The organism is Reinekea marinisedimentorum (assembly GCF_004341165.1).
Taxonomy (GTDB): Bacteria; Pseudomonadota; Gammaproteobacteria; order Pseudomonadales; family Natronospirillaceae; genus Reinekea; species Reinekea marinisedimentorum.
The window spans coordinates 131590-155635 of record NZ_SLZR01000001.1 but is presented as its reverse complement, the minus strand read 5'-3'; the positions used below and the strand labels follow the sequence as shown (position 1 = coordinate 155635).

Sequence of the window (24046 nt, the reverse complement as noted above, 5' to 3'; positions counted from 1 at the left end):
GGTGTCAGGATTTTGAGTTTAAAATGAGCAGGCTGGAAAACTTGAATAAAATCATGCGCTTACCTGTTCAGATGGGGGCCTGTTTAAAGGCAGTAAAAAGTTGATACACACGTGCGAAGCGCTCAACCGCTTCGTGTTCATAATCAGGTAATTGCCAGTGCCATCAGGTGCTGACAAATTGTAAAGTGAGGGTAGAAGTAACGGTGCAAACCGAACTCTGTCTATACTCAGATTTATGAAGTCATCCAAGGAGAATACAGTGAAATCCGATGAACATTTTGATCCGGTAGGTGAGCGCCTTTTTACGGGTCGTAAAGTGCTTATTTGTGAAGAAATCAATCAGACCATGGCAAAGAAGGTGGCTGCTCAACTGCTGGCACTGGCGGAAGAATCCGACGATGACATTCTGTTGTTTATCAACAGCCAGGGTGGCCATGTTGAAGCCGGCGACACCATCCACGATATTATTCAGTTCATCACGCCACGCGTGAAGGTGATTGGTACCGGCTATGTTGCCAGTGCTGGTACGCATATTTTTCTGGCAGCAGAAAAGGAAGACCGTTACTGTTTGCCAAATACCCGCTTCCTGATTCACCAGCCTTCCGGTGGCGTTGGCGGTCAGGCCAGCGATATTGCCATTCAGGCGGAGCAGATTATCCGTATGCGCGAGCGTCTGGCTAAAACTATTGCAGCGCAAACCGGCCAGCCAATTGAGCGTGTTCGTTTGGATATCGAACGTGACAATTGGATGACCACGGATGAAGCAATAGAATATGGTATTGTCAGCAAGGTAATTCGAAAGGTTACAGAATTAAACTAAGCTTAAGCCTGTTACAGGGTTGGGCTGACCGCCCGGAACCTGCCGGGAAAGTTTAGCTGCAATCAAAACAAGTAGAAGTTAAGGAATTGTTATGAAGCTAGTCACTGCAATTGTAAAGCCATTCAAACTGGATGATGTACGTGAGTCTCTTTCCGAAGTGGGCATCACGGGTATTACCGTCACTGAAGTTAAGGGCTTTGGTCGTCAGAAGGGTCACACTGAGCTGTATCGTGGTGCTGAATACGTTGTTGATTTCCTGCCGAAGGTAAGAGTTGAAATTGCCGTCGATGACGATGTCGTTGACACAGTCGTTGAAGCAATTTCCAATGCCGCTGCCACCGGTAAGATTGGCGACGGTAAAATCTTTATCTCACCTCTGGAGCAGGTTATTCGCATCCGTACCGGTGAAACCGGCTCTGAAGCAATCTGATAAGCTGTAAACCCGATATTAAAGGCTGCCTCGTGCAGCCTTTTTTGTGCCTGTGGCTTTATCGGGCGTTGCGGCGAACGAACAGGGTTAGCAGCAAGTAGCTGACCAGCAGGGTGGTCGCAACGGCAAACAGGTAGCCGGCGGCGTAAACCGGTGCGGTCACCTTAACCAACTGGCCGTAGGTCAGCGCTTCGCGGGCCAGCGTTAGGGCGATGCCAATACCAAACCCGGTGATGACGTGGCGCTGACCGAGCCTGAAGCTGGCACCGGTAATCAGACCGACCACGGCCATCAGGCCCCAAAGCTGGTAAGGGGAATTTAAAAACAGGCTGGCAGTGAACAGGCTTAAGGTCATCAGGATGGCGCCGGTTGTTATTCGTTGTATGGCCATAGGGTTCTCCTCTGAAACTGTCATTCATTAAGGTTCAAAGGTGGCCGATGCGCAATTCGACCAAGGTTTATAAGCCTTTTGGTTGGCCGATGATGCCATGCTTTTTCAGCTGGCTGCGAAACTGATGATAGCTGAGCCCCAGCGCATCGGCCGCCTTGCCCTGATGGCGGTCATTGCTATCCAGTGCCTGTTCCAGCAATGCCTGCTCGTAGCGGGCGACCAGTTCACCGAAGCCTGTGGATAGATCCGTCTGCGGCAGCTTGCCTGGCTTCTCGGTTTCCAGCCAGGGCGAAGCAAACGGGTCGAGGATGAGTGCGTCGACCGGTTGATCGGCTTCCTGCCAGCGATACAGGCTGCGCTCAATGACGTTCTTCAGCTCGCGAATATTGCCGTGGAAGGGGTGTGCATAAAGCTGGCGCAAGGCGTTGTCACCAAAGCCTGGGAAGCTCTCGCGGCCAAGCTCTATACTCATGCCGATGGCGAAATGTTCTGCCAGCCTTTCGATGTCGCTGCCCCGGGCGCGCAGCGGCGGTAGCGTTAATACATCGAAGGCGAGGCGATCGAGCAGGTCTTTGCGGAAATCGCCCTGTGCGGCAAGCCCGGGCAGGTTTTCGTTGGTGGCGGCAACGATGCGGACATCAACATAACGGGTCTGCTGACCGCCAAGCCGTTCAAACTCCCCGTATTCAATAATACGCAGCAGTTTTTCCTGCAGTGCCGAAGACATATTCGCCAGCTCATCAAGAAACAGCGTACCGCCATCGGCGCGTTCGAAGCGGCCCTGATGGGTGCGGTTGGCACCGGTAAAGGCACCGGGTTCGTAGCCGAATAAGTCGGCATCGAGCAGGTTTTCATTGATTGCGCCGCAGTTGATCTTCAGAAAGGGCTGATCCCAGCGGCCTGATAGGTAGTGCAGTCGTTCGGCGATCAGTTCCTTGCCGGTGCCGCGTTCGCCGGTGATCAGCACCGGCCGGTTGATCGGCGCCAGCAGAGACACCTGATCGAGAACGTCAGAAAGCACCGAGCTTTCACCGACGATGCGTTGAGGTTGGCTGCGTTCCATGGCGCTCCACCTTAGTGATATTCGCCAGTTAATTTAGTCTGATTGGCTAAATATGTCGAAGAATATCGAGCGGCTTTTATGAATAGCCTTATAAATCAATGTGTTAGCAAACTGGCACGCATTCTGTAATACCGATAGCAGCATTGGCCAAATAACAGGAGAGCAGCCATGGGTATTTTTTCGAGACTGAGCGACATCATTAACAGCAATCTGAATTCTTTGTTGGACCGGGCAGAAAACCCGGAAAAGATGATCCGCCTGATCATTCAGGAAATGGAAGAAACGCTGGTGGAAGTGCGATCCAGCTCGGCACGTGTGATTGCCGATAAAAAAGACGCGCAACGTCGGCTAAGCCGCCTGCAGGCAGAAGTGACCGAGTGGCAGGGCAAAGCCCGGTTGGCGCTGGAAAAAGACCGTGAAGATCTGGCGCGGGCGGCACTGGCGGAAAAGCAGTCGATTGAGGAAGAGGTCGCGGTGGTCACCCAGGAGTTCAACGCGCTAGACGATCACCTGTTGCATCTTTCCGATGAAATCAGTCAGTTGCAGCAGAAGCTGAATGACGCAAAAGCGAAACAGAAAACGCTGATGATGCGGCAGACCTCTGTCACCAACCGCCAGAAGGTGCGCGGTCAGCTGAACCGTGAGCAGCTTCAGGATGCCTTCGATAAGTTCGAGCGTTATGAGCAGCGGATCGATGGCATGGAAAGTCAGCTCGAGGCCGATGAGCTGGGTCGAGATCCGAAACAGGGTCTGAAGACTGAGATTGAATCGCTGGCACAGGATGACTCCGTCAGCGAAGAACTGGCGCAGTTAAAAGCAGAGCTGCAAGCCGGTTCAGATAAAAGCTGAGTCATGTCTGCTAACGCAACAGGAGTGAATGATGCAGTTTTTTGATTTTATGTTTGTGCCCGCCATTTTGTTCATAACCATTGTTATGCCCATCTGGCTGATATTGCACTACCGCGCGCAGGGCCGTGCCGGTGGTGCGCTGAATGAAAATGATCACCAGGCGCTGGATGACCTGCTGCGCAATCTGGATAAGTTATCCGAGCGTATCGAAACGCTGGAAGCCATTCTCGATGACAGCAATCCGCGCTGGCGTGAAGACGCAGTGAAGGAGTAACCCGCATGAGTAAAAACAAGTACGACTCGCGTAACGGTGCTCAAGGGCAGGCACCCTGGTCGCGTCGCAGGGCCGATGGCTACGGCATGAACCTGTACCGCAATGTGAAGAAAAGGAAGATTGCCGGCGTCTGTGCTGGCGTTGCCGATCATCTCAATGTCGACCGTTGGGTGCCCCGGGGCCTCTTTATTGCCGGTGTGTTTTTTATCAGCCCGCCGGTGATGGTGATGGTGTATATCGCTTGCTGGGTGCTACTGGCACCGCGCCCCAAGTTCGGCAAGGCCAGGCCGCAGCGCTACCGCTACGATGAGTCTGCTCATGAAGACCGGCCAGTGAATATGCTGCAGTCTCAGCCCAGTGCCAGCGAGCGCTTGCAAACCGCACGCACGCGCATGGAAGATGCGGTTAAGCGCACCGCCGAGATGGAGCGCTACGTCACCTCCCGGCGCTATCAGCTCGATAAAGAGTTTTCAAAAATCCGCTAAAGACTGTCCCGATGCGCACTTTCAGTGACGAGTGCGTATCGCCTATACTGCCCGTTCATGTTCAGCCTGCCAGTCTATGCGCCTATTACCTGAAAAATTTCCCCGTATTCTTAAAGAGCCCACCGGGCTGATTCTATTGGTGATGGTTGCCGGCTTCCTGTATGTGCAGTGGCCAAGCCGCGTCAAACCAGTCGAAGAGCCGAGCTATGTCTGGCAAACCCTGGATTCCGGGTTCCGTATCGCCTGGGAGGAGTCGCCGGTGTTACAGAACGACAGTGCGCCCGAAGTTTGGGGATTAACGCGCAAGGGGATGTCGTTTCTGGTACAGAGCGACCAGCTGAATGGCGCCTTTACCGAGCTGGTGGCGCGCATTGCAGAGCAGGATCGTCTCGCCGTTGGCGGGGCCGTGCAGGCGCCGTTGCAATGGCAGGAGAGCTACGCCAGCTATGCCTTCTTTGATGCCGAATCACGGGTGCAGGAACATCGCTGGTATCTGCAGGGTGACCGGTGGATTAAGGTGTCTGTGCTCTATAAGCCCAGCAGTGAAACTCGCCAGCAGCGTGCCGAAGCCTTTTTACACAGTGCCGGTTTTGCAGACCGGACATCCGCACCGTAAGCTGCTAAGCTCAGGCAGACGTGTTCTTATTTGGATTAGGAAGCATTCATGTCTGACTGTTTTGGCGGAGCCTTTCCGGTGCACCCTGCACTGGTTTACCTGCTTCATCAGCTCAAGGTAAATGGCATTGGCTATCAGCTGTACGGGCCGATCCCCAATACCGATATGGTCTTTGTCGATCTCGAAAGACGCTTCGCCAGTAACCTGAATGCTGACGACATCCCTGAGCACTGGTCTATTATTTCCCCTCACTATTTGTCTCACCGTGCGCTGATCAATGGCGATGACGACCCTATTCATGAAAGCGATGCCGACCCTGAAGCGGTGGTGTTGGCCTATGGCGGTCCGGAAGCCGAATGCGCAGATAACTTCCGTGCGCTGTGCGAACAGGTCAGCTATCTGCGGCAGTATTGTCCGAGCCGGTTGGTCTACAGTAATAGTCGGCCACCAGAGCCTATGGAGATTCAGGAACTGATACTCAAGTTAAAGGCGATGTCATAAGAAAGCACTCTATTCTCATTCTCATCCGTTAAAAATAACGACTACACTGTAGGCGTCCACGGAATGGTAATTTACAGCTTTGAAGAGACGCCTTTTATTTAGCTTCCGACGTGCCTGCATAGCAGCCAGTATTTTGCTGGCCAGTTTCGGGGTTTGTTCTGTTGCTACGGCACAGTCGGTCAGCCTGCAACTAAAGTGGCTGCACCAGTTTCAGTTTGCCGGCTACTACATGGCCAAAGAAAAAGGCTTCTATGCTGATGTCGGCCTGGACGTCACTATTCATGAGCGGCAAGCCAATATGTCGAGCATCAAGCCGCTGATTGAAGGCGTTGCAGACTTCAGTGTCAGTGATCCAGGTTCGGTGATCTATTTTTCCCGGGGCGCGCCTATTGTTGCACTGGCGGCCATTTTTCAGCATTCCCCTTCGATCCTGATTGTTCGTGAAGATGCTCAGGTCACTGAGCTGACAGAGCTAAAGGGCAAGCGACTGCGAAACAGCCAGGGTTACAGTAATGCTGAGCTGCTGGCGATGTTTCAAAAGGCGGGTCTGAGCATGTTCGACGTCGATATTGCAGCCAGTGATCTGTCGTTACAGGCGTTTGTTGACGGTGACCTGGAGGCATTAAATGGCTACCTGAGCAATGAGCCCTATATGCTCGATCAGCTTGGCATCCGTTACCGGCTGTTTAAGCCGGTTGATTACGGTGTCGATTTTTACGGCGATATTCTGACCACAACGCCGAGAATGATCGAGCAGTCTCCGCAGCTGGTGGAAGATTTCCGTCGGGCATCGTTGCAGGGTTGGGATTACGCACTGGCAAACGTCGATGAAGCCATCGATGTGATCCTGGCTAAATACAACACGCAGAATAAAAGCCGCGAGCAGCTGGCGTTTGAGGCGGAACAGATTGTTAGCCTTATCCTGCCGGGTCTTGTACCGGTGGGTTATATGAACCCCGAACGCTGGCAACACATCGTCAATACCTTTCAGCAGTTCGGCAGCATAGAGTACCCGGTAAACCTTAACTCATTCATTTACCAGCCGCCGGCGGAACATCTTAGCTTTATGGATTTTTACCGCCAGAACCAGCTGCAATTCCACGTTGGTGTGATTGTGGTTATTGCTCTGCTGTTGCTGTTTCACAACCTGATGCTCAGAAAGCGGGTACTGAAGAGTACGCTGGAGCTGCACAAGGCGAAGCTGCTCGCCGAAGACGATGCCCGCACCGATGCCCTGACCCGGCTGCCAAACCGCCGCCACTTCTTCGAGGTACTGAACCGCGATCTTGAGCATGCCCGTCGCAACCAGCAAAGCCTGATCGATAACTTCAAACAGATTAACGACCGCTACGGCCATTCAACGGGCGATGAAGTGCTGCAGCAGGTGGGGCAATTCTTCCAGCGCGAAGTTCGCTCCGGCGATTTCTGCGCGCGCATTGGTGGTGAAGAGTTTGTGATGCTGTATCGGGATACCTCATTGGAGCATGCCCGTTACATTACCGAGCGCCTGAGGCAGCAGATCAGAGAAGAGCGGTTCTATACCGCCAATGGCGAAATCAGCATTACCCTGAGTATCGGCCTGACCTGCCTGAATAATGATGAGTCGGCAGAACGGCTGATGTCGTTCGCCGATGCCGCCATGTATCAGGCAAAGCGCACCGGCAAAGACCGCATCGTCGTTATGCATTAGGCGCTTGCTGCAGATCATCTGTTGTTGCTGTTACCACGCACTTTTTCCTTCATTGGTCTTATTGTTTTGTGCCAAAATTGGCCGAATTATCTGACCGTAGATCAAGCTCTGGAGAGTGTTATGAAAGTGCTGGCCTTCGCAGCAAGCAGCAGTAAAGCTTCAATTAATAAAGCGTTGGTTACTCATGCAGCAATGGTGTTAAAGCAGGAGCTGGCCGTGGAAGCGGAAGTCGAAGTGATCGATCTGAACGCCTTTGAAATGCCGATCTTCAGCAGCGACCGTGAGGCTGCCTGGGGTATTCCGGATGACGCCAAGGCCTTCTTTAAAAAGATTGGCAGTGCCGATGCGCTGATCGTTTCCTACGCGGAACATAACGGTAACTACACCGCCGCCTTTAAGAATATTTTTGATTGGGCATCGCGGATCGATAAGCAGGTCTTTCAGGGCAAACCCATGGTTGCGCTGGGCACATCGCCCGGCCCCAGCGGCGCTAAAAATGTACTGAAGCTGGCGGTAGAGTCTGCACCTCACTTCGGTGCGGAATTGCGGGGCAGCTTGTCGGTTCCGTTTTTCGGTAAGAACTTCGATAAAGAAAGTCGGCAACTGGTGAATGAACAGCTGGCTGCAGAGCTGCGCGCCTTATTGAAAACGCTGGTGTAATACCGGGCTTTTTATTCTGGGTTGAACACGCTTTTCACGCAGAAAATTGCATCAGATTTCCAGTTCATTGGCATGCACCACCTGCGCAGTATTCTGATAGCTGGTCAGATTCTGCCAGGTTGCATTGTGGTGTGCTGAAATTTTCTCTGCCGGCAGCACGCTGGTATCGAGCGTGGTATGGCCATCGGCGATGATCGTCACTTCAAAGCCCCGCGCCAGTGCATGGCGGGTGGTGCTGTCGACACAGAACTCACTCTGCATGCCACAAATAATCAAATGGCCAATGCCCTGATCATCGCAGTAGCGTTGTAATTCCGTTTCCTTAAAGGCATCGGAAAACCGCTTGCTGATGTAGGCATCTTCTTCCGACTGGTGCAGCCCCTCGGCCAGTTGCCAGCCTGCAGATCCTTTCACCATCGGGCCGGTTTCGGTTTCGTGCTGAACAAAAAACACCGGAACGCCATCGGCGCGGGCTTTATCGGTAACACGGTTAATGGTGGCGATCACCCGGTCGGATTCAAAGGTTTGAAAAGGGCCGGAGCACAAGGCCTGTTGCACATCTATAACGACGACCGCAGTAGTTAGGCTCATAGAAAGATTTCCAAATTGACTCCCTGAATGCTAGTCAGGTTGCAGGCGTGAAAGAAGCTCGTTCTCCGAAATTTAACGTTTCTTTAAGTTTCGTTGCGGAATTCCTCAGCCAAGCTGAACACCATATTTTGGCAGAACGGCCTTAATGTCATCCGGGCCAAAAACCTGTTCGGCATTCAGGCCCAGCTCGCGGGCTGCGGTGACGTTCTTGACGCCATCATCAAAGAACAGAATTTCCTGCGGTTCGCAGTTCAATGCGCTAACCAGCTTGCGGTAAATTTCCGGGTCGGGCTTCATCACGCCGAAATCCATGCTGGTGAAGGGGTTATCAAGCAATGGAATAAAGGAATTGCGCTGGTTTAAAATTTCCCAGTGAAAGCTGTTGGTATTGCTCAGCAGGCTGAGCGTGTAGTTGGGCTTGAGTTGCTGCAGCAGCTCGACAATGCCGGGGAAATCGTCGAGCAGAATTGCGCGGAAGGCGGCTTTTACCTCAGCTTCGCTGGTGTTCAGGTTATTCTCGGCAATCAGCTGCTGTGCAAATTCATCAAAGCTGATGTTGCCCTCTTCAAAATCGGTCGCGGCTTTGGAATTGGCCCAGCGGGCATGGATCTGCTCGAATGGAATGTCTTCACCGAGAATTTTAGATACCTGATTGTGCCAGTCGATCTGCACCAGGACACCGCCCATATCGAAGACCAGATGTTTGATGGTTGCGCTCATAAAAATCACTTCCTTTGTATACTCAGCGGTCAGCCTAAGGGGCAAATGTTAAATTTCTGCGGGTGCCGATTGCGCCGGTTCGTGGGCATTCAGGCGCACGTTAGCGATTGCGCGAGCGGTATCCAGCATGCGGTTGGCGAAGCCCCACTCGTTATCGCACCAGAGCAGCAGCTTAACCAGATGCCCGTCGGAAACCCGGGTCTGGCTGCCATCGACAATGCAGGAATGCGGGTCGTGATTAAAATCGCACGAAACCAGCGGCTCTTCGGTGTAGGCAACAATGCCCTCGAAGTTTTCCACAGCGGCCTGCTGCAGCGCGGCATTGATGCTCTGAATATCGACCCGGCTTTTCAGCGTCAGTGATAAATCCATGGCCGTGACGTTAATGGTCGGCACGCGCACGGCAATCGCTTCAAACTTGTTTTCCAGATGCGGCAGAATGCGTTCAATACCGGCGGCGAGTTTGGTATCCACCGGAATAATGGATTGTCCGGCGGCGCGCGTTCGGCGCAAGTCACTGTGGTAGGCGTCGATCACCTGCTGGTCATGCATCGCAGAATGGATGGTGGTAATGGCGCCACGCTCAATGCCAAAGGCGTTATCCAGCACGCTGAGCGCCGGAATGCAGCAGTTGGTGGTGCAGGAGGCATTGGAAACCACAGTATGCTGCGCAGAAAGTAAGTGCTCATTTACCCCGTAAACGATGGTGGCATCCATATCGGCAGCGCCGGGGTGGCTCAGCAATACCGCCTTTGCTCCGGCATCGATGTGCTGCTGGGCATCGGCTTTGCTGTAGGTTTTACCGGTGCAGTCAAAAACGATGTCGATCGCCAGTTCAGCCCACGGCAACTTGCGGATGTCGGCTTCGTGACTGAGTTTAATGGCGTCTTCTTTCACCCAAAGCAGGCCATCACCGAGGGTTACCGGTAAGAAGAAGCGGCCGTGGGTGGAGTCGAACTGGGTGAGGTGACGGATAGCCTGCGGCTCGGCCAGCTCATTAATGGCAACGATCTGGAGGCTTTCCTGCAGGCCGGCCTCATACAACGCTCGCAGCACACAGCGCCCGATGCGGCCAAAGCCATGAATAGCAATGCGGATGGGCTTATCGCCGGTGCTGGAGCGGTGTTGCATGGTTTGGTTCCTTTCTGTGATGACAGCTTACAGAGCGCAGAGCAGGGCCATTAGCCCTGTCTCAGAATGGTGTTCTTGATGTCATCGTCTTTGCGGTCCAGGTAGTGCGTCGACTGAATCTTGCGGATTGTTCGGCAGCGGCCGCGAATCAACAGTGTTTCTGTAGTGGCCAGATCGCCCTTGCGCTTGATGCCGTCGAGGAGGTCACCCTTGGTGATGCCGGTGGCAGAAAATACCACATCGTCGGAGCGCGCCATGTCGTTCAGCTGGTACACCTTATTGGGTTCTACGCCCATCTGTTTGCAGCGCTCTTCTTCAATTGCACTGATGCGCAGACTTTCTTCGTCTTCGCCCTTGGCATCTTTGCGCAGAATCAGGCGGCCCTGCATATCACCACCCAATGCGCGGATGACCGCTGCAGAAACCACGCCTTCTGGTGCGCCACCGACGCAGTACATCATGTCGACCTCGCTTTCCGGCATGCAGGTCAGAATACTGGCGGCTACGTCGCCGTCGGGCAGGGCAAAAACGCGTACGCCCATCTCCTGCATCTGCTGAATGGCGGCATCGTGGCGTGGCTTAGCCAGGGTGACGACAACCAGCTCGGACAAGTCTTTATTCAGTGCTTTGGCGACGATCTTCAGGTTCTGTTCCAGCGGCATATCCAGATCGATAAAGCCGCGCGCTTCCGGGCCAACCACCAGCTTTTCCATGTACATATCCGGTGCTTTCAGGAATGAACCCTTCTCGCCAACGGCCATCACAGCGATGGCATTGGCCTGGCCCATGGCGGTCATGCGGGTGCCTTCAATCGGGTCGACGGCGATATCGCAGGCGTCGCCGCCGGTGCCAACCTTTTCGCCAATGTAGAGCATCGGCGCTTCATCGATCTCGCCCTCACCGATGACAATCTCGCCATCAAACTCGATCTTGTTGAGCATGGCGCGCATGACTTCCACAGCAGCGCCATCGGCTTTGTTTTTATCGCCACGGCCCAGCCAGCTGTATCCGGCAAGGGCGGCGGCTTCGGTTACACGGGAAAAGTTAAAGGCGAGTTCACGGCGCATGAGGGCATCTCCAGAAAATTTGCGCGCATTCTACCTTTTTTGCTGTTGGCCGGCATCTTATAAACCGGCGCCTTCAGGTGTTTTATAACCACAAGGGCACGCAAAAAGTCAGATCAAAGCGCTCTTCCGCATCCATAAAATGACAGCGCCGGTAGTGAGCATAGCCGGGCGTGGGTGCCAGGCTGTAACCGCTGTTGGGCAGCCAGTCGTGATAAAACTTGTGCAGCACCGGCAGCAAATCGCCATAGACGCCCTGCAGATCAAAGCAGGCATAGCTGCCGCCGGGAATGGTCAGTTGGTTCAATGGCAGCAACTGTTGCGGGCTGGTGTCCAGCTCGATGCAGGCAACATAGTGGCACTGGCTCAGCGGTATGATGTCGGCATTGGAATGGTGCAGCCCAAACTTCGGCAGTGCTTCCCAGTTGAGCGATTGCTGGCGTGCCCATACCTCCAGCTTCTCCCATGCCCGACGGATGTCGCGGCCGTAGCCTGCGTGACGCACATAAGCGGCTTTGCGTGCCGGCAGGGTTTTTACCTGCACACTGGGCATGGGGTAGTGCTCGGCTCGGCTGGCCCGGTCTTTAAGGTCATCATGCCATTGTTGCTGGTTCTGCTGCGCCAGCGCCTGATAGCCGTTGCTTCTCCACTGGCCGGGGGTGCAACCGAAATGCTTCTTAAAGGCATGGCTGAATGAGGCTTGAGAGACAAAACCGCACTGCTGCAGGGTTTGGCCAATGGATTGCTGCGGGAAAAACATCAGCTGATTGGCCGCCATTTCCAGCCGGACACGACGGATATAGTCGTTGACGTTTTCGCCGGTCACCGCCTTAAAGCAGCGATGAAAATGAAAGCTCGACCAGTTGGCCGTCTGCGCCAGCGCTGTGGCGTTAAGCGGCTGATCAATGTCGCGATGAATCCGGTACAGAACATCGTTGATGCGTCGTTGCTGGGTTTTCAGCATGGAAAGATGGCCTTAACAGAGCACAAATGAACAAAGCACCCCGCAATTTAGCACAAAAGCCGGGCAGGGCATCAGCCTAAAGTGAAGGCCTCTTTTGTTAAGGAGCTTTACCAATGCAAAGCGCGCGACGCATGGCCACGACACGCCCGTCTTATATCCGCGATATTCTCAAAGCCACGCAGGGCAGGCAGATTCTGTCGCTGGCTGGCGGCCTGCCGGATGCACAGCTGTTCCCGACCGGGCTGCTGGCCAGGGCGGCGCACGAGCTGGCGGAAACCCCGGGCGTTTACCAATACGGCTTGACCTCCGGTTTACCCGGGCTGGTCGACCATATCGCAACGCAGAATAATCTGGCATCGCCTGACCAACTGTTGATCACCACCGGCTCGCAGCAGGGGCTCGACCTGATCAGTCGTGCTTACCTGAACCCCGGTGACCGTATTCTCGCGGAAGCGCCGGTTTATCTCGGCGCTTTGCAGATATTTCAGCTCGCAGAGATCGATATTGGCCTGATACCGGCCACCGACACCGGGCCGGACATCGCACAGTTGGAGGCCGAGTTGGCAAAGGGCGGTGTAAAGTTTTTCTACGCCGTACCGGATTTTCACAACCCTACTGGCGTCTGCTGGAGTTTGGCCACGCGCCTGGCGGTGGCTGAACTGCTCGACCGTTATAAGGTGATGCTGATCGAAGATGCGCCCTACCGGCAATTACGCTATCGCGGGGATGAACTGCCATTGGTCAGCGCCCTGATGAAGGGTGAACACCTGCTGTTGCAGTCGTTTTCGAAGATTGCCACACCGGGTATGCGTATTGGTTATGTGCAGGGTTCAGCAGAATTGCTCAGCCCGCTGGTGGTGGTGAAGCAGGCCAGTGATCTGCATAGCTCGCTGCCAATGCAGCAGATGATTTTGTCCTTATTGAAGGCCCCGGAATTTCCGCAACACCTAAGCAACCTGCGTCATCACTATGGCCTGCGTGTGCAGGTGTTGGCCGAAGCGCTGCAGCACGAACTTGGCAGCGCGCTCAGTTTTGACGTACCACAGGGCGGCATGTTTATCTGGGCGAGGTTGACAGAGGATGAAGCACCGGCGCTGGCCCAGCGCTGCCTGCGCAATGGCTTGGCGGTCGTGCCGGGGCAGGCGTTCTGGCCGGAAGGTGCGCCTGGCTATGAGGCTATCCGTTTGAACTTCAGCTGTTTAGCACCGGCACAACTGAAGCGGGCGGCGCAGCGGCTGGCAGCGTCGATGAGCGAATCGTCGACGGATTGACGGTGGCACCGCGGGCATGAATCAGTACACTGTGGCGCCTCAGTAGAACCTTTAAGCGAAGAGCATGAGCAAGAAGAAGCGCGACATTCCTGTTTTTAATCACCCGATTATCGAAACCCACTGCCACCTGGATTATCTGGAGGGTGAAGACCTTGCCGATGTATTGGCGCGCGCCACCGCGCACGGTGTGGAGCGGGTCGTCACCATCGGTGTGTCGCCTGGTAACCTCGCTAAGGTGCGTGAACTGACTCAAAACCCATTGGTGTGGGGCACGCTCGGTGTTCACCCGCACGATGCCAAAGAGTTCACCGATGAAACAGCGGCCGAGATTCTGGCGCACGGTAACGATGATAAGATCGTCGCCGTCGGCGAGATTGGTCTGGATTATTACTACGATCATTCCGACCGCGCGGTACAGCGCAAAGTGTTTGAGCAGCAGCTCGATTTAGCGATTCAGCTGAATCAGCCGATTGTTGTGCATACCCGTGAAGCCGATGACGACATGCAGGCCATTCTGAAAAACTTCAGTGCACAATTGCCGAAGAAGGGCGTTATTCACAGCTTTACCTCGGGATTGCCGCTGGCTGAATACTGCCTGAGTGAGGGCTTTATGCTCGGCTTTAACGGCATTGTGACCTTCAATGCCGCGGATAACGTGCGCGAAGTGCTGGCGGCAACGCCGCTGGAGCAGGTGGTTGTAGAGACCGACGCGCCCTATCTGACGCCAGCGCCCTACCGCGGCCGCTCGAACGAGCCGCAATACCTGCCGTTTATTATCGAAAAGATTGCCGAGGTGAAGGGCATTACCAATGAACAGGTGCTGGCAAGTACCTACGCCAATGCCAACCGGCTGTTCAGTTTCTGATCAGTTCAGTGAGTCAATTTCATCGGCAAGCTTAGTGCGCTTGTCGGTGACGATGCGTTCCAGCGTTTTCACTCGCTCTTCCAGCTCATTCATCCGCGCCTGCTGTTCCTCTGAGGCACCCTCGGCCAGCTTTCGTTTGGTTTTCATAGATTCCGAGGCCAACCGGCCCACGGTGACGATGCTGAGAATGCCAAGTACAAACCAAAAGGTTCCGCTCATTTTTTAGCTCCTTTTAAAAGTGAGTCAGTTTTCAGGTTTCTGCAGGAACACCATATCACGCCCTTCAAAATTAAGTTGGCTGGCGTTCAGCTGCCCGGCCAGCCAGTGAAAGCTGCGCTCATGGAAAAAGCACACGTGCGTCGGGTCGTTTTTGTATTGCCAGGTTTTAAACGCCTTTGCATCGATGACCCGCTGTGTCATCAGCGCCAGCCAGCCGCCGGGCTGCAGGTGTGCCCACAGCCGTTCCAGTTCGATACGCGGCTGGTGTAGGTGCTCAATCACCTCGGTGGCGACAATGGCGTCATAGCTGTGCTGCAGCGCCTGGGTTTCAGGGTAGTAGAAGCTGTCGTACAGCGAAACCTCAAAGCCCAGCTGGCGCAGCTGGTTGGCCAGCGCCGGTGCCGGGCCGCAGCCAAAATCGAGCAGCTGCGCCGGTGGTGAAACCCGGTCGGTGAGCGGATCAACAATGCGCGCCAGAAAGCGGTTATAGCCCTTATCTTCCAGGCTGTTTTCATGCAGATCGTAGAGCGCTTTTTCATCGCGGGCATTGGGCCAGCTGGCCGGTTCGGCAAACACCAGCTGGCACTGGCGGCATTGCCGGTAGGCTCGTTGCTTATCGGCGAAAAAGGCGTGGCAGTCGGGGCTTTGGCACAGCGGGCAGGGTTCGGTCATGGGCGCTTTATTGTTGCGAATAACAGGGTGGTTAGCTTAACTGAAGTCAGGGAGCTGATACAGGAGCGTGCCAGTGGTTGCAACATCCGAATTCCTTCTGACGATCGGAGCTATCCTGCTGCTTGGGCTGGTTACTACGGGGCTGGCCGAGCGCACCCTGTTGCCACGGGTTACGCTGTTGCTGCTGTTTGGTATTTTGATTGGCCCGCAGGGTCTTAATCTGATCCCCGAGTTCTTTGTGTTGCGCTTCGACATGGTAGCGGATATGACGCTGCTCATGGTCGGCTTTTTACTGGGCGGCAAACTCACCCGAGAATCGTTCGCCAATGCGGCGGGTTCGATTCTGCTGATCTCGCTGCTCGCGGCCTTGCTGGCGTTGCTCATGGTCGCGCTGTTGTTGGTACTGGCGGGCGTTAGCCTGCCATTGGCGATTCTGCTGGGCTGCATTGCCTCAGCGACGGCACCGACCGCCATTCTCGATGTTGTTGAGCAGACCAATCCAAATTCTCACTTTTCTAAATTGCTGCTGGCCATTGTCGCGGTCGATGATGTCTGGGCGCTGCTGTTGTTTGGTGTCGGCATGGCGGTTGCCGGCCATATGGAAGGCAATGGAGAGGTTGGTTTTGTGCATGAGGCCATTGTTGAAATCTTTGGTTCGGTGCTGCTGGGTATTGGTCTGGGTGGGCCGGCGGCCATGCTGACAGGTCGCATCAAACCGGGCGAACCCATGCTGGTCGAGGCGATAGGGGTAGTCGCGGTTTGCGGTGGCCTGGCCATGTACATGGATTTTTCTTATCTGATTTCGGCCATGGTGATGGGGGCGCTGATCGGTAATCTTGCCAAACATCATGAGTACCCGTTTCACGCCATTGAGGGGACGGAAGGGCTGTTTATGCTGGTCTTTTTTGTATTGGCCGGGGCTTCGCTGGATTTGATGTCGCTCAGTCAACTGGGGCTGGTGGGTGGCCTGTATGTGCTCGGCCGGGCCGGTGGCAAGTTTGTTGGTGCCTGGCTGGGTTGCCGAATGGCCGGCACCGCGCCGGCGACAAGGCGCTGGATGGGGCTGGCGCTGATGCCTCAGGCGGGTGTGCCGATTGGCCTGGCGCTGGTGGCTTCGAATGAATACCCTCAGTATCAGCAATTGTTGCTGTCGGTGGTGATCGCCTCAACGGTGTTGTTTGATATGGTCGGGCCGATCCTGACGCGGCTGGCGGTGCGCCGGGCTCATGGCCCGCACTTGGACGATGCCTAATTAGGCCGCTAAAAATCCCCCCATTTGGCTTGCAGCAGGCTCAACATAACGACCGGTGCGGTTTCGGTGCGCAAAATACGCGGGCCGAGCTGCCAGCTTTGAAAGTCATTCTGTTGGGCCATTTCAACTTCCCGCTCTGTCAGGCCGCCTTCGGGGCCAATCAGAAAGCTGACCGCTTTAGGGGCTTGATCTGGCCAATTCGGCTGCTTGGCGGCCGTGTGCATGACCAGCTTTACCTCGCTGATCTGCTCGGTAACCCAGCTTTCCAGGCTTTGAACAGGTGCGAGTGTCGGGACAAAATCTCGGTAGCACTGCTCGCAGGCGCTGCTGATGACACCCAGCCAGTGCTGTATTTTCTTTTCTGCCCGTTCGGCATTGAGCTTTAAATCGCAGCGTTCGGCGGTGAGCGGCGTAATGTGAGTCACACCCAGCTCGGTGGCCTTCTGCAGGGCGTAGTCGAAGCGGTCACCCTTGCTCATCACCAGACCCATGTGGGTTTGAATGGGTGATTCTGGCGTGGCGGCAATCTCTTCGTTTATCTGTACGGTTGCTGAGCGCTTACTCACCTCGCAAAGCTCGGCTGAAAAGCGTTTCCCCTGACCATTAAAAACTTCCAGAGGTTGGCCATTGCCCAGGCGAAGTACCTTGACGAGATGTTGAAAAACGGCGTGCGGTAGTTCTAATCGCTGGTTAGCTGTGGACGCTTCTGCTAAGTAGGCTCGGATGACTCTCATAAAAGACTCGCACAAAATTTTAAGGTGGGAGGGTGAGTTAGTGGGTTTAGATTATTCGGCATCTGAGCACATGGATGTGCGAAGTTGAGCGATACATGGACGTACTTGAGCGCCCGAATAATCTAAACCCACTAACTTACCCGGTACGGACTTAACCCGGTATGGACTTAAATAGTCAGACCCGTCGTCTCATCAATCCCAAACCGGCAGTTCATATTCTGCACGGCCGCACCGGATGCGCCTTTGCCCAAATTATCGAGGCGGGCGGTCAGGTAGATGCGGTCTTCGGAACTGAATACAAACAACTCAATGCGGTTGGTGCCATTGCAGGCGGTAGGCTCTAAGAAGCCTTCTTCCAGTTGGCTTTCATCATTCAGCGGGAACAGCTTCACAAACGGCTCGCCGGCGTAGGTGCTGGCCAGTGTGGCGTGGATCTTTTCAGCATCGCCGCTAATGGCATGGCCATGCAGAGCCACAGAAACCAGCATGCCCTGTTCAACATTGGCCACGGTGGGTACAAAGACCGGAGCATGCTCAAGGCCAGTAACGCGGGTCATTTCCGGCAGGTGCTTGTGGTTCAGGTCGAGGTTCTTCAGGCGGGCGGAAGCCATCGCGGCGGCTTCGCCCTGTTTGGTTTTGTAGTCGGCAATCATGGCCTTGCCGCCGCCGCTGTAGCCGGTAATGGCCGACACTGTCATGGCATAGCTTTTTGGCACAATGCCGGCTTCCACCAGCGGTGCGATCAGCAGAGTCATGCCGCTGGGGTAGCAACCCGGGTTGGCAATGCGGTTGCTGGTTTTAATCTTGTCGCGGTAGCCCGGCAGTTCCGGAATACCGTAGACCCAATCGGGGTTCACGCGGAAGGCTGTGGAGGCATCGATGACCACGGTTTCGGGGTTGTCGATCAGCGTCACTGCTTCGCGAGAGGCGTCATCGGGCAGGCACAAAAACACCACATCGGCCTTGTTGAGGAATTCACGGCGCAGTTCCGGGTCTTTCTTCTGCTCTTCAGGAATGCTCAGAACGTCAACGTTCGGATGCGCGCTTAAACGCTCCTGAATCTGCAAGCCGGTGGTGCCGTATTGGCCGTCAATGTATGCGGTGATTTTGCTCATGCGTGGATACCTGAATCTGAATGCCATTGTAATTGACCAACGATTATACGCGATTATTTCCGCTGGATGCATAAAGCCGCGGTGTCATTTCCAAACAATCTATTGGCGGCAGAGGCAGGTTTTATACTTATTTATAAAATATGCATATTCGTTGGGAGGTGGCTATGAGCACACCATTTGCATTTTTACTGACCTTCATCGCCGGTGGCATCACCGTTTGGCTGTGGATGAAAATGTCGCGACAGGTGCAGGATGAACGGATGGAAGAAATCCGGCATCACGTTGAAGAGCTTGGTGGTCTGTTGATCAGTGCGTCGCCGGTTGACCGGCACGAGTGCGCGTTTGCGGATGACTTTCACGACCCGGACAAAGTCTATAAGTTTTATCAGGTGAATTACGATATTAATCAGGAACGGCATCAGGGCTGGGTCATCCAGGAGATGAAGCAACCCTGGTATGGCCCCAGCGGCGCCATACACTCAAACTGGGTATGGCACCTGTAAAGCGGCTTATTTATTCAGCTTTTCCAGAATTGCCAGCGTCGGGCCAGACTGGTTCATGCTGTAGAAGTGCAGCTTGGGTGCGCCGGCGGCAATCAGCTCGTTGCACAGATCCACAACAAAGTTCAGACCAATAGAACGGATGCGTTGAACATCATCACCACAGGTTTCCAGCGCTTTGCGCATCCAGCGCGGAATATCGGCACCGCAGGCATCTGAGAAGCGCGCCAGGTTCGAGTAATTGGTGATCGGCATGATGCCCGGCACAATCTCGATGTCACAACCACGCTTGCGGACTTCATCGACGAAGTGTTTGTAGGCACTCACATTGTAGAAATACTGCGTGATCGCGCTGTCGGCACCTTCCTTCGCTTTGGCGACAAAGTGGTCGATGTCTTTATCCAGGTTAGCGGCTTGCGGGTGCATCTCGGGGTAGGCTGCAACCTCGATGGCGAAGTCATCACCGAACTCTGCCTTAACATAGCGCACCAGATCGGACGCAAAGTTGAAATCACCACCGGTGCCCATCATGCCGCTGGGCAAATCGCCACGCAGCGCCACAATACGTTTAATGCCGGCTTCTTTGTAACGGGTCAGCAGGGCGTGAACCGTTTCCTTAGTCGAGCCAATGCAGCTCAGGTGCGGTGCCGCCGGTACGCCACGGCGGTTCAGCTCAATGACCGTTTCAATGGTGCGTTCCTGCGTTGAGCCACCAGCGCCATAGGTGACGCTGAAGAATTCCGGGTTTGCTACCTTCAGCTCATCGTGTGCCTTGAGCAGCTTTTCGTAGCCAACTTCAGTTTTGGGCGGGAAGAACTCGAAACTGACTGGGACTGGAGTGTTCATAGGTTATCCTTGTCTCTCGGTAAGACGTGAGATGTTAGACGTAAGACGTTGTTTTCCCGTCTCACGTCTTACGTTCAACGTCTTAAATTAGTACTTATATTCTTCCGGCTTGAACGGACCTTCTACCGGTACATTAATGTAGTTGGCCTGCTTATCGGTCAGTGTGGTAATGACACCACCGAAGCCTTTGACCATCTCGGCGGCCACTTCTTCGTCGAGCTTCTTCGGCAGAACCTTAACGTAGACGTTGGCCGGCTTTTCGTCGGCCGGCAGATCGGCAAACTTGCGCTCGTACAGGTAAATCTGAGCCAGCACCTGGTCGGCAAAGGAGCCATCCATCACTCGGCTTGGGTGGCCGGTGGCGTTACCTAAGTTCACCAGGCGGCCTTCAGACAGCAGCAGAATGAAGTCATCGGATGCATCAGAGCGGTAAATCTGGTGAACCTGTGGCTTGATCTCGTCCCAGCGCCAGTTTTTACGCATGAAGGCGGTGTCGATTTCGTTGTCGAAGTGGCCGATGTTACAAACCACTGCGCCTTTCTTAACGGCCTGCAGCATGTTTTTGTCGCACACGTCGGTGTTACCGGTGGTGGTGACGATCAGGTCGGTGTTGCCCAGCAGATCTTTGTTGATGCAGCTCAGCTCGCCGGTGTTGTTGCCGTCGATGTAAGGAGAAACCACTTCGAAGCCATCCATACAGGCCTGCATGGCGCAGATCGGGTCAATTTCAGACACCTTAACGATCATGCCTTCCTGACGCAGGGAAGCGGCAGAGCCTTTACCGACGTCGCCGTAGCCAACAACCAGGGCTTTCTTACCGGCCAGCAGGTGGTCGGTGGCGCGCTTGATGGCGTCGTTCAGTGAGTGACGGCAGCCGTATTTGTTGTCGTTCTTTGACTTGGTAACCGAGTCGTTGACGTTAATGGCCGGAACCTTCAGTTCGCCATTTTCGAGCATTTCCAGCAGGCGGTGAACGCCGGTGGTGGTTTCTTCGGAAATGCCGTGAATCTGGTTGAGCAGATCCGGGTATTTGCTGTGAACCATTTCGGTCAGGTCGCCGCCGTCATCGAGGATGATGTTGGCATCCCAAACGTCGGAGCCGTCTTTTTCAGCCAGGATGGTCTGCTCGATACACCACAGGAACTCTTCTTCGGTTTCACCTTTCCAGGCAAAGACCGGAATACCGGCGGCGGCAATGGCGGCAGCGGCGTGATCCTGCGTGGAGAAGATGTTACAGCTGGACCAGCGAACTTCGGCACCTAAGTCGATCAGGGTTTCAATCAACACGGCGGTCTGAATGGTCATGTGGATACAGCCCATGATTTTGGCGTCTTTTAGTGGCTGTTCCGCTTTGTATTTACGGCGCAGCGCCATCAGGGCCGGCATTTCGCTTTCGGCGATGGCAATTTCTTTGCGGCCCCATTCGGCCAGGCTGATGTCGGCGACTTTGTAGTCGGTGAAAGTTGTCATGTATTCGTTCCTCATTTGTTTGACGCTAGACGTAAGATGTAAGACGTCCATCGTCCTGAAGTGATTTGATCAGCCCGTTTAATTTGGCAAAGATCGTATTTAGTAAATCCAGAACGTTGCTTTGCTTAGGTGCTAATGACAAACGTTCTGAAATTTCAATTTGTGTTTCCAGCTCCATCAGAGAGCCGCGAGCTATAAGTAAAAACCTGCAAAACTCCTTCTTGCTTCCTTTCGCTGACCCTTCTGCAATATTCGAAGGTATGCTCACTGCCGCTCTTCTCATTTGGTTGGTTAATCCAAACTTTTCTTCTGCAGGGAACCCTTGAGTCATGGCGTAAATTTGTTCCACCAAATTCATGGATAGCTGCCAGACTTCTAATCTGTGATGGCTTCGATTCATTTAGTCTTCCTTGACTGTTTTTTCGTCTTACGTCTTACATCTCACGTCTTACACATTAAGCGCTTTTGCTAATTCATCAGCTTTATCTGTATTCTCCCAGCTGAATCCTTCGCGGCCAAAGTGGCCGTAAGATGCGGTTGGGCGGTAAATAGGTTTGCGAAGGTCGAGCATTTCGATGATGCCGCGTGGACGTAAATCGAAGTGTTCACGCACCAGTTCAGCGATTTTTGCTTCGCTAACTTTGTGGGTACCAAAAGTATTGATCGAGATAGACGTTGGTTCCGCAACACCGATAGCGTAAGAAATCTGGATTTCACACTTATCGGCTAAGCCGGCAGCAACAATGTTTTTGGCCACATAACGGCCGGCGTAGGCGGCTGAACGGTCAACCTTGCTTGGGTCTTTACCGGAAAACGCGCCGCCGCCATGTCGCGCCATGCCGCCGTAGGTATCAACGATAATCTTACGGCCGGTCAGGCCACAGTCGCCCACCGGGCCGCCGATGACGAAGATGCCGGTCGGGTTGATGTGGAACAGGGTGTCGTTGTGCAGCCACTCACTGGGCAGCACCGGCTTGATGATTTCTTCCAGTACGGCTTCGCGCAGGTCGCCCAGCTTGATGCTTTCATCGTGTTGAGTCGACAGTACAACCGCGTCGACGGCGACTGGCTTGCCGTTTTCATAGCGCAGGGTGACCTGTGATTTGGCATCCGGACGCAACCACGGCAGGCTGCCATTTTTACGCAGCTTGGCTTGTTGCTCGACCAGCCGGTGTGAATAGTAGATAGGCGCAGGCATCAGCGTATCGGTTTCGTTGGTGGCGTAGCCGAACATCAGGCCCTGGTCACCGGCACCGAGGTCTTTGTCTTCTGCTTCATCGACACCGACAGCAATATCAGAAGATTGCTTACCAATGGCGTTCAGTACGGCACAGGAAGCACCGTCGAAGCCTACATCTGAGGAGTTGTAGCCGATATCCAGAATGACGTCGCGGACGATGTCTTCCAGATCTACATAGGTCGAGGTGCGCACTTCACCGGCAATGACCGCCATGCCAGTTTTCACCAGTGTTTCCACGGCAACGCGCGCGTGCCGGTCTTCGGCGATGATGGCATCCAGTACCGCATCGGAAATCTGGTCGGCCATTTTGTCCGGGTGACCCTCTGAAACGCTCTCAGAAGTAAAAAGGTTGTATTCGCTCATCGATGCTCCTCAATTTTGGTGGTCAGGCTGCGCTGTAAACCTGTGTCTGTACCTGAAATCCATTTCTAAGCGCTAAAAATCTGGATTGATTGTGTTTAAAGCCGTGGCGCTGCGCCCACAGGTGTAATTCGTCCGGTTCAAAACCGAGCCATTGGTCGCCGCACTGTTCTCTGGCCCACTCTTGCTCGTGCTGACAAAGGTCGGTCACGATCAGCAGGCCTTTGGGTTTCAATAACTTGGCGCACTGGGCAATTTCACTTTCCGGCATTGGAACGTGATGCAGCACCATGTTGTAAAAAATAATGTCGAATCGGCGGCCCTGTTGCTCCAGCAGTTCGGTGTTGCCTTCAATCAGCTCAACGTTTTCAAGGTTGTGAACCTGTTCATCGGCCTGCTTCAGCATGGCGGGTGAAATATCGAGCCCGGTCACCGAGGTAAAACGCTGCGCCAGGGCGGCGAGAAACTCACCTTTGCCCGGGCCAACTTCCAGTACGTTGCTTTGCGGCGATCGGTTCAGGCTGTCGAGCAATTGCAGTGCCTCGGGGCCGTAGTTTTCAAAAAGTACGATGCGCTCCTGATGCAGCTCGAACTCTTCGGCATGTTCAATAAAGAACTTTCTGGCGGCCTGCAGGCGCTCTTCACTGATGCGCTGCTGCTGCTCAAAAACGGCCTGGTCCAGTGGCTGGGTATCCAGCTGGCGGAACAGCTTCTGCTGCATGGCGAGCGTGTCGCCGAGCGAGCGGCGGTAAAAAATGGTGTTGCCTTCGCGTCGCTTTTCAACCCACCCGGCCTGACTGAGGACCTTTAGGTGGTGACTCATGCCTGACTGCTTAACCGCCAGCATCTCGCTTAATTCCATGACGCCATAGGCACCCGTACCCAACACCTGAAGGATGGCGATGCGGGTTGGGTCGCTGATGGCTTTAAAAAATGCGGGTAACTGATCCAAATTCATAGCGTGGAAAGATAGCAGTGGAAATTTCAATTGCAAGAACTATATCAAAATATTTTGATATAGTTTTATGCCCTTAAAATTGACCAGTTTGCTTTGATAAAAACTGCATTCTTCTGACTGAAAATGGTCGTCTTCGATCAACTTCCGGCCGGCGGATAGCGGAACGCTTCAATAAACCCACTATTTGTATGACAAAACAGGATTCCGCTTTGCCAGCGCTGTCTATTTTTGGGACAATCTGCGCCCCTTCGCGCAGCAGACGCGATGCTTTTGCTCTTGATACTAAGGAAATGAC

At 54.1% G+C, this 24046-nt stretch carries 29 protein-coding genes; 13 read left to right on the top strand and 16 right to left on the bottom strand.

The window, feature by feature from the left end:
- The first annotated feature begins 235 nt into the window (after window positions 1-235).
- The gene (locus BCF53_RS00805) at window positions 236-820 is read left to right on the top strand and encodes an ATP-dependent Clp protease proteolytic subunit (RefSeq protein WP_132698893.1); all 585 of its coding nucleotides are present in this window, start codon (window positions 236-238) and stop codon (window positions 818-820) included.
- 91 nt (window positions 821-911) lie between these two features.
- Window positions 912-1250 (top strand): P-II family nitrogen regulator, encoded by a 339-nt coding sequence (glnK, locus tag BCF53_RS00800; protein ID WP_132698891.1) that lies wholly within the window; start codon window positions 912-914, stop codon window positions 1248-1250.
- A 58-nt stretch (window positions 1251-1308) separates the two neighbouring features.
- On the opposite strand, the gene BCF53_RS00795 is transcribed toward glnK, so the two are convergent.
- Window positions 1309-1641, bottom strand: coding sequence for a hypothetical protein (locus tag BCF53_RS00795; RefSeq protein ID WP_132698889.1), 333 nt, complete (start codon window positions 1639-1641; stop codon window positions 1309-1311).
- A 67-nt stretch (window positions 1642-1708) separates the two neighbouring features.
- Window positions 1709-2704, bottom strand: a complete 996-nt coding sequence (pspF, locus tag BCF53_RS00790; RefSeq protein WP_132698887.1) for a phage shock protein operon transcriptional activator — start codon at window positions 2702-2704, stop codon at window positions 1709-1711.
- A 168-nt stretch (window positions 2705-2872) separates the two neighbouring features.
- Between pspF and pspA the strand changes: the two genes are divergently transcribed.
- From pspA to BCF53_RS00755, 7 genes are all read left to right on the top strand, one after another.
- Window positions 2873-3553: a phage shock protein PspA gene (gene pspA, locus BCF53_RS00785; RefSeq protein ID WP_132698880.1), complete on the top strand. Its 681-nt coding sequence runs from the start codon at window positions 2873-2875 to the stop codon at window positions 3551-3553.
- Between the two features lie 31 nt (window positions 3554-3584).
- Complete coding sequence (gene pspB, locus BCF53_RS00780) at window positions 3585-3827, top strand: envelope stress response membrane protein PspB (RefSeq protein ID WP_132698878.1); 243 nt, start codon at window positions 3585-3587, stop codon at window positions 3825-3827.
- A 5-nt stretch (window positions 3828-3832) separates the two neighbouring features.
- Window positions 3833-4312 carry a PspC domain-containing protein gene (locus BCF53_RS00775; RefSeq protein WP_132698876.1) on the top strand — a complete coding sequence of 160 codons (480 nt, stop codon included), beginning with the start codon at window positions 3833-3835 and terminating at the stop codon, window positions 4310-4312.
- A gap of 76 nt (window positions 4313-4388) precedes the next feature.
- Window positions 4389-4928, top strand: coding sequence for a hypothetical protein (locus BCF53_RS00770; protein WP_132698874.1), 540 nt, complete (start codon window positions 4389-4391; stop codon window positions 4926-4928).
- A 48-nt stretch (window positions 4929-4976) separates the two neighbouring features.
- Complete coding sequence (locus tag BCF53_RS00765; RefSeq protein ID WP_132698872.1) at window positions 4977-5429, top strand: hypothetical protein; 453 nt, start codon at window positions 4977-4979, stop codon at window positions 5427-5429.
- Between the two features lie 133 nt (window positions 5430-5562).
- Window positions 5563-7119 (top strand): GGDEF domain-containing protein, encoded by a 1557-nt coding sequence (locus BCF53_RS00760; protein WP_132698870.1) that lies wholly within the window; start codon window positions 5563-5565, stop codon window positions 7117-7119.
- A gap of 120 nt (window positions 7120-7239) precedes the next feature.
- Window positions 7240-7779: an NADPH-dependent FMN reductase gene (locus BCF53_RS00755; protein WP_132698868.1), complete on the top strand. Its 540-nt coding sequence runs from the start codon at window positions 7240-7242 to the stop codon at window positions 7777-7779.
- 51 nt (window positions 7780-7830) lie between these two features.
- Here BCF53_RS00755 and BCF53_RS00750 read toward each other — a convergent pair whose 3' ends face one another.
- The 5 genes from BCF53_RS00750 to BCF53_RS00730 all read right to left on the bottom strand — a co-directional run bounded on the left by BCF53_RS00750 (window position 7831) and on the right by BCF53_RS00730 (window position 12249).
- Window positions 7831-8370 carry a cysteine hydrolase family protein gene (locus BCF53_RS00750; RefSeq protein ID WP_132698866.1) on the bottom strand — a complete coding sequence of 180 codons (540 nt, stop codon included), beginning with the start codon at window positions 8368-8370 and terminating at the stop codon, window positions 7831-7833.
- A 105-nt stretch (window positions 8371-8475) separates the two neighbouring features.
- A complete protein-coding gene (locus BCF53_RS00745) occupies window positions 8476-9090 on the bottom strand; it encodes an HAD family hydrolase (RefSeq protein WP_132698864.1) in 615 nt (204 codons plus the stop codon).
- Between the two features lie 48 nt (window positions 9091-9138).
- On the bottom strand, window positions 9139-10221 hold the full coding sequence (epd, locus tag BCF53_RS00740; protein ID WP_132698862.1) for an erythrose-4-phosphate dehydrogenase: 1083 nt from the start codon (window positions 10219-10221) through the stop codon (window positions 9139-9141).
- A gap of 50 nt (window positions 10222-10271) precedes the next feature.
- Complete coding sequence (glpX, locus tag BCF53_RS00735; protein WP_132698860.1) at window positions 10272-11288, bottom strand: class II fructose-bisphosphatase; 1017 nt, start codon at window positions 11286-11288, stop codon at window positions 10272-10274.
- Between the two features lie 82 nt (window positions 11289-11370).
- On the bottom strand, window positions 11371-12249 hold the full coding sequence (locus tag BCF53_RS00730) for an AraC family transcriptional regulator (RefSeq protein ID WP_132698858.1): 879 nt from the start codon (window positions 12247-12249) through the stop codon (window positions 11371-11373).
- A gap of 113 nt (window positions 12250-12362) precedes the next feature.
- On the opposite strand from BCF53_RS00730, the gene BCF53_RS00725 reads away from it, so the two are divergent.
- Both BCF53_RS00725 and BCF53_RS00720 read left to right on the top strand, forming a co-directional pair.
- On the top strand, window positions 12363-13520 hold the full coding sequence (locus BCF53_RS00725) for an aminotransferase-like domain-containing protein (protein ID WP_132698856.1): 1158 nt from the start codon (window positions 12363-12365) through the stop codon (window positions 13518-13520).
- Window positions 13521-13584: 64 nt separating this feature from the next.
- Window positions 13585-14385: a TatD family hydrolase gene (locus BCF53_RS00720; protein WP_132698854.1), complete on the top strand. Its 801-nt coding sequence runs from the start codon at window positions 13585-13587 to the stop codon at window positions 14383-14385.
- On the opposite strand, the gene BCF53_RS00715 is transcribed toward BCF53_RS00720, so the two are convergent.
- Both BCF53_RS00715 and BCF53_RS00710 read right to left on the bottom strand, forming a co-directional pair.
- The gene (locus BCF53_RS00715; RefSeq protein ID WP_132698852.1) at window positions 14386-14604 is read right to left on the bottom strand and encodes a hypothetical protein; all 219 of its coding nucleotides are present in this window, start codon (window positions 14602-14604) and stop codon (window positions 14386-14388) included.
- Between the two features lie 24 nt (window positions 14605-14628).
- Window positions 14629-15276, bottom strand: coding sequence for a class I SAM-dependent methyltransferase (locus BCF53_RS00710; protein ID WP_132698850.1), 648 nt, complete (start codon window positions 15274-15276; stop codon window positions 14629-14631).
- A gap of 73 nt (window positions 15277-15349) precedes the next feature.
- On the opposite strand from BCF53_RS00710, the gene BCF53_RS00705 reads away from it, so the two are divergent.
- Window positions 15350-16528, top strand: coding sequence for a cation:proton antiporter (locus BCF53_RS00705; protein ID WP_132698848.1), 1179 nt, complete (start codon window positions 15350-15352; stop codon window positions 16526-16528).
- A gap of 8 nt (window positions 16529-16536) precedes the next feature.
- Here the strand turns inward: BCF53_RS00705 and BCF53_RS00700 are convergent, their stop codons facing one another.
- Both BCF53_RS00700 and argC read right to left on the bottom strand, forming a co-directional pair.
- Entirely contained in the window at window positions 16537-17262 is a 726-nt protein-coding gene (locus tag BCF53_RS00700) for a 16S rRNA (uracil(1498)-N(3))-methyltransferase (RefSeq protein WP_132698846.1), read from the bottom strand.
- 167 nt (window positions 17263-17429) lie between these two features.
- Complete coding sequence (argC, locus tag BCF53_RS00695) at window positions 17430-18377, bottom strand: N-acetyl-gamma-glutamyl-phosphate reductase (protein WP_132698844.1); 948 nt, start codon at window positions 18375-18377, stop codon at window positions 17430-17432.
- A gap of 164 nt (window positions 18378-18541) precedes the next feature.
- Between argC and BCF53_RS00690 the strand changes: the two genes are divergently transcribed.
- Window positions 18542-18880, top strand: coding sequence for a hypothetical protein (locus BCF53_RS00690; RefSeq protein WP_132698842.1), 339 nt, complete (start codon window positions 18542-18544; stop codon window positions 18878-18880).
- A 6-nt stretch (window positions 18881-18886) separates the two neighbouring features.
- On the opposite strand, the gene metF is transcribed toward BCF53_RS00690, so the two are convergent.
- The 5 genes from metF to BCF53_RS00665 form a co-directional block, all read right to left on the bottom strand.
- Window positions 18887-19723 (bottom strand): methylenetetrahydrofolate reductase [NAD(P)H], encoded by an 837-nt coding sequence (gene metF / locus BCF53_RS00685; protein ID WP_132698840.1) that lies wholly within the window; start codon window positions 19721-19723, stop codon window positions 18887-18889.
- An 87-nt stretch (window positions 19724-19810) separates the two neighbouring features.
- A complete protein-coding gene (gene ahcY, locus BCF53_RS00680; protein WP_132698838.1) occupies window positions 19811-21193 on the bottom strand; it encodes an adenosylhomocysteinase in 1383 nt (460 codons plus the stop codon).
- Between the two features lie 25 nt (window positions 21194-21218).
- The gene (locus BCF53_RS00675) at window positions 21219-21593 is read right to left on the bottom strand and encodes a four helix bundle protein (protein WP_132698836.1); all 375 of its coding nucleotides are present in this window, start codon (window positions 21591-21593) and stop codon (window positions 21219-21221) included.
- A gap of 48 nt (window positions 21594-21641) precedes the next feature.
- Window positions 21642-22796 carry a methionine adenosyltransferase gene (gene metK, locus BCF53_RS00670; protein ID WP_132698834.1) on the bottom strand — a complete coding sequence of 385 codons (1155 nt, stop codon included), beginning with the start codon at window positions 22794-22796 and terminating at the stop codon, window positions 21642-21644.
- A gap of 22 nt (window positions 22797-22818) precedes the next feature.
- Entirely contained in the window at window positions 22819-23745 is a 927-nt protein-coding gene (locus BCF53_RS00665) for an ArsR/SmtB family transcription factor (RefSeq protein WP_165901766.1), read from the bottom strand.
- Window positions 23746-24046: the final 301 nt, after the last annotated feature.

Coding starts and splice junctions, on each gene's coding strand:
- BCF53_RS00745 (WP_132698864.1), bottom strand. CDS start 9,090: ATGAGCGCAACCATCAAACATCTGGTCTTCGATATGGGCGGTGTCCTG.
- BCF53_RS00750 (WP_132698866.1), bottom strand. CDS start 8,370: ATGAGCCTAACTACTGCGGTCGTCGTTATAGATGTGCAACAGGCCTTG.
- metK (WP_132698834.1), bottom strand. CDS start 22,796: ATGAGCGAATACAACCTTTTTACTTCTGAGAGCGTTTCAGAGGGTCAC.
- BCF53_RS00710 (WP_132698850.1), bottom strand. CDS start 15,276: ATGACCGAACCCTGCCCGCTGTGCCAAAGCCCCGACTGCCACGCCTTT.
- ahcY (WP_132698838.1), bottom strand. CDS start 21,193: ATGACAACTTTCACCGACTACAAAGTCGCCGACATCAGCCTGGCCGAA.
- glpX (WP_132698860.1), bottom strand. CDS start 11,288: ATGCGCCGTGAACTCGCCTTTAACTTTTCCCGTGTAACCGAAGCCGCC.
- BCF53_RS00795 (WP_132698889.1), bottom strand. CDS start 1,641: ATGGCCATACAACGAATAACAACCGGCGCCATCCTGATGACCTTAAGC.
- BCF53_RS00755 (WP_132698868.1), top strand. CDS start 7,240: ATGAAAGTGCTGGCCTTCGCAGCAAGCAGCAGTAAAGCTTCAATTAAT.
- metF (WP_132698840.1), bottom strand. CDS start 19,723: ATGAACACTCCAGTCCCAGTCAGTTTCGAGTTCTTCCCGCCCAAAACT.
- BCF53_RS00715 (WP_132698852.1), bottom strand. CDS start 14,604: ATGAGCGGAACCTTTTGGTTTGTACTTGGCATTCTCAGCATCGTCACC.
- BCF53_RS00765 (WP_132698872.1), top strand. CDS start 4,977: ATGTCTGACTGTTTTGGCGGAGCCTTTCCGGTGCACCCTGCACTGGTT.
- BCF53_RS00775 (WP_132698876.1), top strand. CDS start 3,833: ATGAGTAAAAACAAGTACGACTCGCGTAACGGTGCTCAAGGGCAGGCA.
- glnK (WP_132698891.1), top strand. CDS start 912: ATGAAGCTAGTCACTGCAATTGTAAAGCCATTCAAACTGGATGATGTA.
- pspB (WP_132698878.1), top strand. CDS start 3,585: ATGCAGTTTTTTGATTTTATGTTTGTGCCCGCCATTTTGTTCATAACC.
- BCF53_RS00730 (WP_132698858.1), bottom strand. CDS start 12,249: ATGCTGAAAACCCAGCAACGACGCATCAACGATGTTCTGTACCGGATT.
- pspA (WP_132698880.1), top strand. CDS start 2,873: ATGGGTATTTTTTCGAGACTGAGCGACATCATTAACAGCAATCTGAAT.
- BCF53_RS00690 (WP_132698842.1), top strand. CDS start 18,542: ATGAGCACACCATTTGCATTTTTACTGACCTTCATCGCCGGTGGCATC.
- BCF53_RS00675 (WP_132698836.1), bottom strand. CDS start 21,593: ATGAATCGAAGCCATCACAGATTAGAAGTCTGGCAGCTATCCATGAAT.
- BCF53_RS00770 (WP_132698874.1), top strand. CDS start 4,389: ATGCGCCTATTACCTGAAAAATTTCCCCGTATTCTTAAAGAGCCCACC.
- epd (WP_132698862.1), bottom strand. CDS start 10,221: ATGCAACACCGCTCCAGCACCGGCGATAAGCCCATCCGCATTGCTATT.
- BCF53_RS00725 (WP_132698856.1), top strand. CDS start 12,363: ATGCAAAGCGCGCGACGCATGGCCACGACACGCCCGTCTTATATCCGC.
- BCF53_RS00720 (WP_132698854.1), top strand. CDS start 13,585: ATGAGCAAGAAGAAGCGCGACATTCCTGTTTTTAATCACCCGATTATC.
- pspF (WP_132698887.1), bottom strand. CDS start 2,704: ATGGAACGCAGCCAACCTCAACGCATCGTCGGTGAAAGCTCGGTGCTT.
- argC (WP_132698844.1), bottom strand. CDS start 18,377: ATGAGCAAAATCACCGCATACATTGACGGCCAATACGGCACCACCGGC.
- BCF53_RS00700 (WP_132698846.1), bottom strand. CDS start 17,262: ATGAGAGTCATCCGAGCCTACTTAGCAGAAGCGTCCACAGCTAACCAG.
- BCF53_RS00805 (WP_132698893.1), top strand. CDS start 236: ATGAAGTCATCCAAGGAGAATACAGTGAAATCCGATGAACATTTTGAT.